Below are 13,316 nucleotides of genomic sequence, written 5' to 3'. Positions count from 1 at the left end.
GTGCGGCCCCGGCCCCTCATGCCGGGGCCCGCACGATCCGGGTGCGATCGATATCGCCGAGAGTGGCTGCGCCGGACAGGATCATGAGTGTGCGCAGTTCCTCGTTCAGCAGCGCGAGCACTCGATCGACCCCGGCCTCCCCGGCGGCGGCCAGCCCGTAGATGGCGGCCCGGCCGATGATGACGGCGTCGGCCCCGAGCGCGAGGGCCAGATAGATGTCGCTGCCGGTGCGCACACCGCTGTCCAGCAGAATCGGCAGATCCGGCCCGACCGCCGCACGGATGCCCGGCAGCATCTCGAGACTGGCGGGAGCCGGATCGAGCTGGCGGCCACCGTGATTGGAGACCACCAGCGCCGAGGCGCCGACGGTGAGGGCGCGTTCGGCCGCGGCCGGCGTCAGAATGCCCTTGGCGATCCACGGCAGCCCGAAACCCGCCGCCGCTTCCGCGAGCTGATCCCAATTCCACACCGCGCCGCCCTGTTTGAGCAGCTGCCCGAACACCTCCGCGACGCCGGGCGCGCCGTTCTCCCCGGTGAGGTTGCCCGCGAACAGGCGCTGATCCGGATCGAAGCGATTGCCCATGTTCCGGGTGCGGAATCCGCCGACCGGGCAGTCCACGGTGATGCACAGGGCCTCGAATCCGGCGTGCGCCAGGCGATCCGCCTCGGCGGGGGCATGCCCGAACGGGTGCAGCTGGGCGATGCGCGCGGCACGCGGTGCGGCCGCGTGCACCTGCTGGTAGGAGAAGCTGCCCGCCTCGGGCACGATCGACAGTGCGCCGTGCCGCTGTGCGGCTCGGGCGACCGCGAGGTGGCCGTCGGCGTGGAAGAGGGCGTCGCCGCCGAACGGTGCGGTCAGGACCGGTGTGTCGAGTTCGATGCCGAGCAGTTCGGTGCGGGTCGAGGGCGTCCCGACCCCGCTCATCGGTTCGGGCAGGATGCGCCAGCGGTCGAAGGCGGCCACGTTGGCACGCAACGTGATCTCCTTGCCCGCACCGCCTTCGACGAAATCGAAGACGTCCGGGGGCAGGGCCGCGGCCGCGGCGCGGTGAATCTCCGCCAGGGTGCCGAAGTCGACGCGGGTGGGGTAGAAGCTGTCGAGTTGGGCGGTCATGCGGCACCTCCGGTCACGGTGGCTTCGTCGGTGGCGGGCTCGGGTGCGCGGCCACCGCCGACGACCGAATGTCTGCGCCCGTAGGTCAGGTAGAGCACAACGCCGACGGCGCTCCAGATCACGAATCGCAGCCAGGTCAACGGTGCGAACGTGGTTGCCAGCCAGACACATCCGGCGATGGCGAGCAGCGGCACGATCGGCATCAGCGGCGTCCGGAAGGGGCGGGTGCGGCCCGGATCGGTGCGGCGCAGGATCAGTACGCCCAGGGCCACGATGACGAACGCGAACAGGGCGCCGATATTGACCAGTTCGGCCACGGTGTCGATCGGCAGCAGCCCGGCCACCACCGCGATCACCGCACCCAGCACCAGGCTCAGCCGCACCGGCACACCGCGAGAACCGGTGCGGCACAGTGCCTTGGGCACCAGACCGTCGCGGGCCATGGCGAATACCAGCCGGGTCTGACCGTAGAACACCATCAGCAGACCCTTGGTGAGCGCTATCACCGACGCCACCAGAATGACCTTGCCGATCCAGCCCGCGCCGATCGCGGCCAGGGCCGTCGCCACCGGCGCGGCGTTGTTCAGGGTGGAATACGGTGCGACACCGGTCAATATGGCACTCACCGCGACGTACAGAATGGTGGCGATCACGACCGACCCGATGATTCCCCAGGGCAGATCCCGGCGCGGATTGCGGGTTTCCTCCGCCGAGGTGGCCACGACGTCGAATCCCAGATAGGCGAAGAATGCCAGCGCGGCCCCGGCGGCGATACCGTTGACGCCGAACGGGACGAACGGTTCCCAATTACCCGGATGCACATGCGGCGCACCGATCGCGACGACGAGTGCGAGCACGGCGATGGTGAGTGTGACGAGGGTTTTCACCACGGCCGCCGCGATTTTCACCTCGAATACGAGTACGGCGACGATGACGCCGACGATTATCACTGCCGGAAGATTGACCACGCCGCCGTCGCTGGGCCCGCTGGATATCGCCTTGGGAAGCGTTACGCCGAACAATGATTGGAGCGTGGCGTTGAAAAGTCCCGACCAGCCGATCGCGACCGCGGCTGCGGCCACGGCGTATTCGAGCAGTAGATTCCAGCCCACCAGGAATGCCGGGACCTCGCCCATCGTCGAATAGGTGTAGGTGTACGCGCTGCCGGACACCGGCGTCATCGAGGCCAGCTCGCTGTAGCACAGCGCGACCAGTACGCAGATCGCTCCGGCCAGCACGAAGGACAGGATGATCGAGGGTCCGGCCTTGGTGGCGGCCGCGACGCCGGTGGTGACGAAGATGCCCGCGCCGATGATGGTGCCGACCCCCATCGCGATCAGATCCGTGCGGCCGAGGGTGCGTTTGAGTGTGCCGCCGGTGTTTTCGGTGGTGGCGATCGATGCCTCGGTGGTGCGGACGCGGAATGCGTTCGTCCGGCGGGCGATCGACGGGGTCCGGGTGGGTGCTGCCATGATCGGAATCCATTCGCTGGGAATGTATTTGGTTCTCGTGTATTCCAGTGAAGCAATCGAATTTTGTGTCCCGGTGAACGCAGGTAACGAACCCGTTTCGAGGTGTTTCGGCAAATGCGTTGCGACGCAGGATATTTGGGCATGAAGGAATGCGCACGGCGGCAATTCCGTGCGTCGTGCCGCAGTGATATTTCCGGTAAATTTCGCGAGAGCGGACGGTGCTCGGGGAAGCAGACGGAGAATGCGGTGCGGGTTCGTTTATGCGGTTGTCGAGGTCTGTGTAACGGGCGTGGGTCGCACGGCACGCAGCACTGCGCGGCGGCGGATCATCCAGGTGGCCAAGGCAATTGCGGCGAGTACGACCGCCGCGGCCAGAACCGCGTCGCGCATCGACCAGACGGTGGCAACGACGCCCAGCGCGACGGTGCCGACCGCCGCGCACAGATAGGCCACGGCGGCGAAGCGCGAGGCGATCCGGGCGTGCCGATCCGGAGTCGCGGCGGCACTGACGATGCGCAGCCCGGTCCGATAGGCGATGCCCTGACCGCATCCCGCGATCGCGCCGCCGCACAGCAGCAGCGGCAGGCTCGGAGCCCAGGACACCGCTGCGGCGATCGCGACGCCCGCGATGATGATCAGTTGCGCGGCAACGGGTTCGGCGGGCAGGACGCGGGGCGGCAGCGCGCGCTGGGCGAGCCAGGCGCAGATCAGATACAGCGTGACCGGGAGTGCGAGCAGGGTCAGGTTCCGGGTACCCAGCAACTCCGCGCCGTAGCTGGGCAGCAGGGCGACGACCAGACCGGCGGAGACCCACGCGGCGATTCCGGTGAGATATCCGGCGATCGGTGGTTCATCCGCGCCGGGCACGGGTGCGGCGCCACGTGCGACGGCCGTGACGCGCCCGCCGCGATCGGACAGCACGATCAGCGCCACCAGCCCGAGCGTGACCGCATGCGCCAGATAGACGGTGACTCCCGGTGCGGGCAGATACTGCGCCAGCGCGGCGGCGGCGAATGTGCCCAGCGCGGAACCGAATACGGTGGCGGTCGCCATGGCCGTGCGCCCGCGCTCACCTCGGCGTTCGAGGATGAGTCCGGCCAGCGAGCCGGTCACCAGGCCCACCGACAGGCCCGCGCAGATCCGCGCCAGACAGGCGGGCCAGGCCGAATGTGCCAGTGCCATGGCCACATCCGCGCCGATGCCGAAGGCGCTGCCGAGCCCGATCCGCCACCACCACCCCGTGCGTGCGGGCGGTGTTCCGAGCACTGCCAGCGTCGGGGTGAGTGCGAACAGGTACGCGGCGAAGATCACCGTGATGAGCAGCGGGGCCAGTGCCCAGGCGTGCCGGTAGTACGGCATCATGCCGGTCGCCATGTTCGGCTGCGCCATGATCAGCACCAACAGCGCGCCCGGTGCCGCTACCCGCATCTCGCCCCCTAAATGAGCAGATCTTCTCGATTGAGATGATAGATAACTGAGAAGAACTTCTCTACTCGAACGAGGAATCGAGCACCGCCCGATGTCGCACCCACCGTTTTCGACCCACCCGGCACGCCGGCGGACGCGCTTGTGCAGGATGGAATCGTGCCCGTGAACACCCGCAGCGATGCCCAGCGCAGCCGAGTGCTGCTGGTCGACGGCGTCCACACTTTGCTGCGGGCCGGTCGAGTCGGCTTCTCGATCCCCGAACTCGCCGCCGTGGCGGGCGTCGGCGTGGCCACGGCGTACCGGCATTTCCCCACCCCGCAGGACGCCATGGCCGCGTTCCACCGCCGGGCGATCACGCAACTGCTGGAGGCCTTCTCGCTGATCGACGCCGCGGTTGCGGAGCCCGGCACACAACGCGATTCGCTCGGCCGGTTCCACCGATTCTGCGGCACCTGGGTGGAGCAGTCGATGCAATGGGGTTCGGCGGTGCGCTACATCCGCAGCAGCAGCGGATTCATCGAGCGGCTCGCCGGCGGCGACGAGGCGATCACCGGCCTGCACGACATTCTCGCCGAAGTGCTCGAGGCGCTGATCCGCGACGGCCTGGCGCCCGATCTCGACATCACCTACGCGGTCCTGCTGTGGATCACCATCTTCGACGAACGCGTCGTCTACGACCTGGCCGAGCACCGGCGCTGGAGCGGCGCGGAGATCGTCGACCACCTCACCCGGGCCGTCGCGGGCGCACTCGGCGTCGACGAGGGATCCGCGCCACAGTCACCTGCTGCGATGCGGTCGCAGCAGTGCGGACCGTGATCCGGCGCGCAGTCTGTCGGGGTGGTTGCGTCCCGAGCGGCTTGTGGGGCTCGAGCCGATGACGCATGCTTGATCGACAGATCTGCACACGGGGGGATGAAGACTATTGTCGAGCACGGAATTTCGTGACGCAGCAGCATCCGAGGAGAGGGCAGGCCCGACGGTGCCGGTCCGTGTCGGGCGGTTCGCGGTGGTCGGCGCGGTGGTCGCCGCGAACATCGCGCTCGGGTTCGCACTCCATCTCGGGGCAGAGGCATACCTGCTGCTGGGCATTCCGTTCACGCTGCTGTTTCCACTGGTGTTGCAGCGCAGACCGATTCGCGAGCTGTGGGTCCGCGATGAGCACCCGCCGCGGATCGACGCGACGGTCCTGGCGATCTTCGTGGTGCTGCTGATCTATCCGACGGTGAAACTGGTTCGGGTTGTTGCGGATTTGATCGTTCACATCGAACACGGCGGCCCACTCGACTGGGCGGTCTGCGGATATCTCCTGATGACGATTCCCGGCGCACTGGCCGCCGCGTGGTCGCTACGGGCCCTGGGACGGGACGGTTGGCGTCGCGCGCTGCGCTGTATGGCAGTCGCGGGAGGCACCGGTGTGCTGCTCACGCTCTACAACACAGTGGGTTTCGGCATGCCGTTCCCGTCGCCGTGGCTCGGACTACTCACCTTCGCCGAGTGGATGCTGCTGTACGTGCCCGTGGTTTTCGTCATGGAGGAGGTGTTCTTCCGCGGCGCACTCGATTCCTATCTGCACCGGCCGGGCGAGCCGGCGGACGGGGGTTCCGCTCTCGGGCTCTCGATCCTGTGGGCTCTGTGGCACCTTCCGGTAGTGAGCCTGCATGCGGGCCTCGTCCGCACGATCATCCTGGTCCTGCCGCTGCAGGTCCTGATCGGTGTCCCGCTGTCGCTGTGGTGGCGGCGCAGTGGCAATCTGGCGGTGCCGAGCCTTGCGCACGCGTTCAACGACGCGGTTCGGCAGATGCTGCTGTACGGGCACTGACTCCGTCAGGAGGTGAGTTCCATTGCCTCGTCCAGGGTTATGGCTCCCTCGACGGTGTGCGGCACTCGACGGCGGCCCGGCGAACCCAGTGCCGCGGTGAGGTCGGAGCCGTCGTGTTCGGCCAGCAGATCGCGCGAGTCCCACACCAGAAGCGTTGCGCTGACGGTGTTCTCCGCGGCCGAATGAGCCAGGTCGTAGTGTGCGCAGGCCGGGACGTGGTCGTAGGTGATCCACAGGTCGTAGCCCGTCATGAACAGGTCCAGGTCGAAATCGACTGAGAGACCGAGCAATTCGCTCTTGCCGTTGTCGTCGACGCCGGCGAACGCCTCGTCCAGGGCGAGCAGGCGCGGAGCCTGGGGATCGGCCGAATCGAGCATGACGTGCGCGGCGGCGAAGAGCGGAAGATGCAGGGACACCGACTGTTCGCCGCCCGAGAGGGCGCTGTGCCGGGCCACCGTGAGCCGGTCCTCACTGCCGTCGGCGGTGATCAGGGTGAACGAGAACACTCGCCAGGTCCGGTAATCCAGTGTGGTGGCCAGGATTTCGGGGTACGAGCGTTCCGGGTGCGCGGCGCGGGCGGTCCGGATCTCCGCGGCGAAGTGGGCGCGTACGGCGGCCAGATCCTCCGGGCTCAGCTCCGAGGCGTCGCGGTCCAGCAGTTTGCACACCGCGCGGGCGGATTCGGACAGGTTGTCCGCCAGTACCCAGTGCACGCCGATGGTGTTGCCCGAGGACATCCGGCGCTGCTTCATCTCGCTGCCCATGCGGGTGATGAGATCGCGTGCGTCACTGGTGCGTTCGTGGATCTGCTGGGCCAGACCGGTCAGCAGCGCGTCCTCGAGGATGCGGCGCTCGGCGTCGGTGAGCAGCAATTCCTGATCCGAGCGCGCCCCGGCGATGCGGTCGGCGAAATCGGCCAGCGCGGCCGCACCCTGATCGTCGTGCACCTGTACGACGGTGAGCCCGTCGGCGGCGTCCCACTGCAGCCGGTAGTCCTGCCGGGCCGCGGCCAGGGCGGCGTCGAATTCCTGCAGCGCCGCGGTCACCGCGCTGCGGGTGGACTTGCGGGCCGCCTCACCGGCGCGCACCGACGCCGTGGCGGCGCACAGGCCGTCGAACAGCTCCTGCACCTCTTCGGGAAGGACCCGCGGGGTGGCTTCCGGTCCGCCGGTCTCGATCCGGTACAGCAGTTGCTCCGGCGTCGACCAGGCCGCCTCGGTACTGGGCCAGCGGCAGTGCTCGGGCGCGCCGAGCAGGCTCAGCAGATCCGGACGGGCATAGGGCGCAAGGTGTTTCACGTCGGCCAGCAGTTCGGTCAGGGCGGTGCCGAGCGAGTCGTGCGCGGCCCGGTAGGCGCCCTCGGCCGAGCCGACCGCCTCGATGGCGTCCGAGGCGGCCTTGCGGGCGGCCTTCTGCTCGGCGCGGGCGGCCTCGATCCGCATCCGCGCCTGTTCGAGTTCGTGATCGATGTCGGCCGCACCCGCCCCCAACGCCTCGCGCAGCGTGTCGAGTTTGCGTAACTGCTCCTCGTACCCGGCGCGCGCCGATTCGGCCTCCTCGGCGAAAGCCTCGGCCAGATCCTGGGATTCAGCCAGGCGGTCGTCGCTCTCGCGGGCCCGCTCGTGATCGCGCTGATGCTCCCCGCGCAGGCGCAACAGGGCCGTACCGGTGTTCTCGAAATGCCGGATCGCCGCGGCCAGGGCATCGAGTTCGGCCGGACCACGCGGCGCGCGATGGGCGGCCGCGACGCCGCGAACCTTCTTGTCTGCGGTGGTGAATTCGGCGACCGCCTGATCCAGATCGCCCTCGGACTGTGCCGCGGCCTCGGCCCGCGAACGCAGCATGCCCGCGGCCTCGGAGACCGCCCGCAGTGCGGCGGTGACCGCGTGGGTTCGGGGTAATGCCTTGGCGGCGGCGGTGATTCGGGTCAGCCGGGCGGTGGCCTCCTGCTGCTGGTCGGCGGCTTCCTGCTCGGCGGCCTGCGCGGTCTCGACGGCGGTCGCGAGTTCGGCCAGACGCAGTTCGCGGCGGGCGGCACGCGCGGTCGCACCGATGAATTCGGCATGTGGTTTGGTGTGGCGGCCCAGCTGTACGCCCTGGCGGTATCGTCCGTCGGCGTCGATCGTCACCGGAGGAGTCGGGCCGTCGGCCGCCCCGAGACTCGCGACGTCATCGTGGATGACCTTCTCGGACAAGGCGATCGAGGACAGCACGCCCGAGACGACATCGCGGGGCACGGTCAGGGCATCCGAATCATCCTCCACGACCAGCACATCGGCCAGCGTGCGTCCGGTCGGGCGGTGATGCGGCGGCAGCGGAACGAGGAACTGATCCGAATCATGCGGCGGCAGCGCATCTTCCGGACATACCCAGCCGTCCAGCAGATCGGCGGCCTGCAAGGCTGCCTCGATGCCGGCGGCCTGTTCGGGCGAGACGTCGTCGGCGAAGCGCACCAGGCGCCACAGTGGCGCACCCGGGCGCTCCGCACGCGAGTCGGTGCGTGCGGCGAAAGACGGTGGGGCGTCCTCCTTCTCGGCCGCGACCCGGTCCCGTTCGGCCCGCAGTTCGGCGATCCGGGCCCCGGCCTGTTCGGCGGCGGAGCGATACTGCTGCCGCTGGGTGCGAATCTGCTCGGTGAGCGGTTCGGTGTGCTCGGCGAGAATTTCGGTGAGGGTGGCCGCGTCATCGGAACCGGCGGCGGCCAGGGCGGCATCGAGCGCCTCGAACAGTCCCGCGTGCACCGGCTCGTGGACCTCGCGATGTTCCTCCCACCAGTCACGCAGTGCCGCAGCGGTATTCGACCGCGCGAGGGTCACGGTGGCCTCGGCCTCCGCGAGTGCGGCCGCGGCGGTGTCGCGCTGCTCGATCGCGCGCTGCGCGGCACGTTCGGCGCGTGAACGTCCCGCGGCGGCGGTGTCGACCAACGTCAGCGCACCGCGCACCGCGCGCACGTCGGCGTCGCGCTCCTCGGCGTGACTGCGCACGGTCGTGGTGAGCTGTTCGGCGCGGGCCTGCTCGGGCAGTGCCGACCAGGCGATACCGGCCTCCTCGGCGGCCGTGCGCAATTCATCCTCGCCCCGGGACAACGCCGCCGTCGCGGATTCGACCGCGGCACGGGAACGTTCGGCCTCCTCGGCGCGCTGATCGACCGCCTGCTGCGCCTTCGTCGCCTTGTCCCTGTGCACCGCAGCGGAGGTTTCCAGCCTGCGCACCGCGTCGGCCAGGTCGTCGAGCTGCTGTTTGCCCTCGTACGCGCTGGAACGCTGCAGCGTCTCCCGGTCGGTCAGCGCCTGCTCGTAGGCGCGATCGGCGGCCTCGGCGCGCTCCTCGGCGGCGGTGCGCTCACCCTCGCGACGCTCCCGCAGCGCCGTCGCGGCGAACAGTGCCGTGCTGCCGTGCGTCACCGTGTCGATGCGTCCGCGAACCTGATCGGCATCGCTCTTGGCCTGCACCGCAAGATATTTCCGGTAGACCCCGACGAAGGCGCGGGTGGCGGTGTCGGCCTGGACCAGGCCCTCGAGTGTGCGGCCGACCTCCTCCATATCGCTGAACGAGCGGGCCGCGTCCAGGATGAGCTGCTCGTCCAGGGGGCGCAGGCCGTCGGTGAGCGCCTGCGACAGTCCGCGCGGGTCGAGGTTCTTGGCCAACTGCGGGCGGCGCAGGGTCAGGATGAGGTTGATCAGCTGGTCGTAGCGCTGCACCCCGAGCCCGAACATGCGCGCGTCGATGGCGGCGCGATAGTCCACCGGACGATCGGTGAGGGCGTCGGTGCCGATCTGCTCGGCCAGCTGTTTGCGGGTCAGCGGCCGGTCGTCCGGTCCGATCAGGGAGAAGTCGACCCCCACCCGGCCGTCGGCGACGAAATACCAGCGCGTCACCTTGTCCGAGGAACGCGTCGCGCGCATCCCGATCCCGACGGTGACGACCTCCGGATCCGCCCGTCGCCCGCGGGCGAACTCCATCCACACGTACGAGTACGCCGATTCCTGCTTGCGGTACAGCAGATTCGACTTCATCGTGCGTTCCTCGCCCGCGAACGGATTGAGCCGGCGCGGCTCGATCCGACCGTCGAGCACGAAGGGGAACAGCACCTCGAGGCCCTTGGTCTTACCGGACCCGTTGGGCCCGCGCAGCACCAGACGCCCATCGGCGAAACAGAATTCCTGATCGCGATAGTCCCAGAGGTTGATGATGCCCGCCCGTGTGGGTACGAATCGGACGCCGCCGTGGATGAGCTCCATCAACTCCCCTTCTGTGCCGGATAGGCGTGGTCGCCGAGAGCGGTCGCGGAGGCGAACAGTTCGCTCTTGGCGCGCGTGCGGACCGTGACCACCGCGCCGCGGTAGCGGGCCAGTGCGGGCAGGATCAACAGACCGGGATCGGAATCCGTTCCGCCGGAACCCGTCTCGTCCTCGACGGCGAGTGGCTCGACCAGGTGCAGCCGCTCGAGCAGCGCGAGGACCTCCCGGGTCAGGCCGGGGACGTCGGCCTGCCACTGCGCGGCGAAGGTGGACCCGTAGCGATCGGTGAGCGCCTGGACGGTTTCGCGGATCCAGGACATCGGCACCACCGGATACCCCGGCTCCTGCTCCACCTCGCCGGATTCCTCCGCGTCCGCCTCATCCGAATCATCCTGTGCGGTAGCGGGATCAGCGGAAATGACCAGCGGGGTGAACACGGTCGACTCCGGAATCGCCTCGTCCAGCGCGTCGATCAGGGTGCGCGCCGGTGCGGGTCGGTGGCGGCGCTCGACCGGATTGTCGATGTCCAGCACCAGATCCGCGATCTCGCCGACCAGCAGCAGCGCGACCTGAGCGAGAGTGCCCGTACTGGGAAAGCGGACATCGGAGAAACGCCCCGAGGTGTCGATCAGCGCGACGCCCTCGGCGCGGCGCTCGGCCCGCAGCCCGGTGAGCAGCTCCACCTCGGCGACGACCTTCTCCGTACCCAGCTGCACCCGCTCGGATTCGGTCAGTTCCTGGGCGTACACCACCGGCCGCTCGACCAGTGCGCGCCGCACCCGGCGGGCATCCGCGGCTCGTGCCTGCGGTGTGGAAACACCGGGGCCGCTGTCGGATTCGTCCTCGAACAGCCCGCGCACACTCTGCAGATGCTGCAGCACGCGCGGCGGCCGGAAGATCGCGAAGACCACGGCCCGATCGATGTCGTACAGCGCCTCACCGGCCTCCGGATCAGCGGCCCAACCCCCGGCGTCACCATCGGCGAGGGTGAGCGCTCCGCGCGCGCCCAGCCAGGCCACGGCGTCGACGAACGCATCGCGATCGGCGGCACGATCGGTGGACAATTCGAGGCCGTCGACCCGCGTCGCATACGAAGCAACCTGATCGGCCAGTTCGGACAGGGTGATCTGATCGCCCGCCCGGCCCAGTGCGGCCAGCGCCAGCGACAGATACGCATAGCGCCGCCGGTCGAAGAGCCGATCACCCGGCGTGCGCGCCGGACGGCCCGAATCGAGCCGATCCAGCACCGGGAACAACCGGGCGGTGGTCTCGGTGACCTCGAGCCGGTAGCCGAACAGTTCGGCCAGATCCTCGCGCAGTTCGGTGGCCCAGCGACGCAGCAGCGGCAGGGCGATCCGATCCGGATAACTGCGCGTCACCAGATGATTGGCCAGAATCACCCGGGCAGCGCGCTGATAGTTGTCCAGGGTGAGCGAATCTATTGTGCGGGCGTGGATCACGAGCGCGCCCCCGGGGAAGACGTTCGGGCACGGCCGTTCTCACGGATCTCGAGTCGCCGGTTGTTCAGGTGCAGCAGCCCGCGCGAGGTGCGCACGACGGTGGAACCGGGATGTTCGGAGACCGTCAGGGTGACCCCGCTGTCGGATCCGGAGGTGCCGGTCCGCCCGCTCACCGGAACCCACGCGGTCGAGGCCGCGTCGAGCAGGCGCAGCAGCACCTCGGTCTCGCCGTCGTCCAGTACGCGTTCGTGCAGATCGGCGGCGGCCAGCGATTGCGCGGCGGCCGCACGGGCGCGCTGGGCGTCCAACTGGGCCTGACGCAGCCGCCGGATACCCGCGTCGTTGCGCGCGATGCGCGACGGCGCGCCCGGTGTCGGTGGCCGCCCGGTCTCGGCGAGGGTTCGCGCGATCTCCAAGGGGGGTGCGTCCCACCAGGATCGGATCGCGGGGATGATATCGGCGTCGGGATGTTCCATCGACAGATGCCGCGGACGGCCCAGACCGAAGACCGCGTCGAACAGCGCGTGCGCGCTCTCGGCGGTCGGTGTCGCGGTGAACCACCCGGCCAGATGACGCAGTGCGGATTCCCGGCTGACCCCGCCCTTGCGGGTCTCGGTGACCCGGCGCAACAGCGAGAGCACCGCGGCGATGGCGCTCATCGTCGCATCGCGCAGCCGTTCGGCCTCGGTCTGGCCCGCACCGGACCTGGTCTGTGCCTCCGAATTGCCCTCGCCCGCAGCGATATCCGCGGCGGTGGCGACGAACCAGCCGCGCAGCCCGCGCCAGCGGTCGCGCCAATCCTCCTCGCGATCGGCCACACCGAGCAGCACCCGCTCGTCACAGGCCCCGGCTCGCGCGATCATCTCCTCGACGCCGGTCTCCTCGACCTCGGTGATCGCCGCCGCGAGCCGCGGGGCGAAGCGCGCCAGATCCATACTGAATTCGCGCATATGCGCCAGCAGCGCATCCTTGTGTGCCAGAAAGGATTCCGGCGTCGCCTCGGTGGTGCGCACCAGATCGCCGAGGGTCAGATAGAAGTGTGCGGCGCGTTCGGCCAGTTCGGACAGGGTGGTATCGAGACGATTCAGGATCCGGTAGACGCGTTCGGCGTCACCGGCGCGGTTGGCCTGAGCCAGGGCCTGTAGATCGGTCAGCAACTCCGGCAGGACCAATCGCGACAACGCGGCCTCGTCCAAGCGTGCGCCGAGAACCTCCGACACCGCGCGATAGGCGTGATATCCGCTCTGCGAGAACTGATAGACGAAGTGCCGGTTGCGATATTCGGCCAGGGTCGCCGCGCGGGTGCCGTCGTAGCTGCGCTCGAGCACACCCCACTGATGCAGCTGTTCCAGCAGCGGCCCCACCTCGGCCGCGGACAGTCGCGGCGCGTCCGGGAATCGGGTCAGCGTATCGGCGACATCGTTGGCGTGCAGCAGCACCACGTAGGCGGCGCGGGCCTGATCGAACGCCCGCAACACCCACAGATACTCGCCGCGCTTCTCGGCCGTTGCGAAGGTGAACAGCCGCAACCGATCCTCCGCCGCCGCGGCGTCGATCCCCGCCGGGGCGAACACCACGCGACCGCGCGGAAGCGCCGCACCGTCGAACAGTGCCCCCGGTGTCGCGGCCGGGCCCGAATCCTGCGCTGATCGGTTCGTGTCCGGGTCCGGCGCGACCGTCCCGGAGGTGCGCGTCACCGCGGACCCACCCCGGGACGTCGCGGGCGCGGCGTCGGGCAGCAATCCTTCAGCGGACTCGGTCACCGGGTCGAGGGTAATACCG

At 69.2% G+C, this 13,316-nt stretch carries 8 protein-coding genes; 2 read left to right on the top strand and 6 right to left on the bottom strand.

Translation table 11 applies throughout. The features are described 5' to 3' along the window. Positions 1-16: 16 nt before the first annotated feature. The 3 genes from K7711_RS28825 to K7711_RS28815 all read right to left on the bottom strand — a co-directional run bounded on the left by K7711_RS28825 (position 17) and on the right by K7711_RS28815 (position 4,014). Entirely contained in the window at positions 17-1,114 is a 1,098-nt protein-coding gene (locus K7711_RS28825) for an alpha-hydroxy acid oxidase (protein ID WP_222972615.1), read from the bottom strand. Next, positions 1,111-2,586 carry an amino acid permease gene (locus tag K7711_RS28820; RefSeq protein WP_222972614.1) on the bottom strand — a complete coding sequence of 492 codons (1,476 nt, stop codon included), beginning with the start codon at positions 2,584-2,586 and terminating at the stop codon, positions 1,111-1,113. The genes K7711_RS28825 and K7711_RS28820 overlap by 4 nt, the downstream gene beginning before the upstream one ends. A gap of 258 nt (positions 2,587-2,844) precedes the next feature. After that, entirely contained in the window at positions 2,845-4,014 is a 1,170-nt protein-coding gene (locus K7711_RS28815) for an MFS transporter (protein ID WP_222972613.1), read from the bottom strand. A gap of 156 nt (positions 4,015-4,170) precedes the next feature. Between K7711_RS28815 and K7711_RS28810 the strand changes: the two genes are divergently transcribed. Together K7711_RS28810 and K7711_RS49040 are read left to right on the top strand one after the other, a co-directional pair. Next, positions 4,171-4,830 carry a TetR/AcrR family transcriptional regulator gene (locus K7711_RS28810; protein WP_222972612.1) on the top strand — a complete coding sequence of 220 codons (660 nt, stop codon included), beginning with the start codon at positions 4,171-4,173 and terminating at the stop codon, positions 4,828-4,830. Between the two features lie 163 nt (positions 4,831-4,993). Further along, complete coding sequence (locus K7711_RS49040) at positions 4,994-5,833, top strand: CPBP family intramembrane glutamic endopeptidase (protein ID WP_222972611.1); 840 nt, start codon at positions 4,994-4,996, stop codon at positions 5,831-5,833. Positions 5,834-5,838: 5 nt separating this feature from the next. On the opposite strand, the gene K7711_RS28800 is transcribed toward K7711_RS49040, so the two are convergent. The 3 genes from K7711_RS28800 to K7711_RS28790 are packed head-to-tail and all read right to left on the bottom strand — an operon-like array spanning position 5,839 to position 13,063. After that, a complete protein-coding gene (locus tag K7711_RS28800; protein ID WP_222972610.1) occupies positions 5,839-10,074 on the bottom strand; it encodes a TIGR02680 family protein in 4,236 nt (1,411 codons plus the stop codon). Then, complete coding sequence (locus K7711_RS28795; protein WP_222973099.1) at positions 10,074-11,531, bottom strand: TIGR02678 family protein; 1,458 nt, start codon at positions 11,529-11,531, stop codon at positions 10,074-10,076. The genes K7711_RS28800 and K7711_RS28795 overlap by 1 nt, the downstream gene beginning before the upstream one ends. Then, complete coding sequence (locus K7711_RS28790) at positions 11,531-13,063, bottom strand: TIGR02677 family protein (RefSeq protein ID WP_222973097.1); 1,533 nt, start codon at positions 13,061-13,063, stop codon at positions 11,531-11,533. The genes K7711_RS28795 and K7711_RS28790 overlap by 1 nt, the downstream gene beginning before the upstream one ends. Positions 13,064-13,316: the final 253 nt, after the last annotated feature.

This window comes from Nocardia coffeae (genome assembly GCF_019890715.1).
Lineage (GTDB): Bacteria > Actinomycetota > Actinomycetes > Mycobacteriales > Mycobacteriaceae > Nocardia > Nocardia jiangxiensis.
This window is presented reverse-complemented; position numbering and strand designations above follow the sequence as displayed.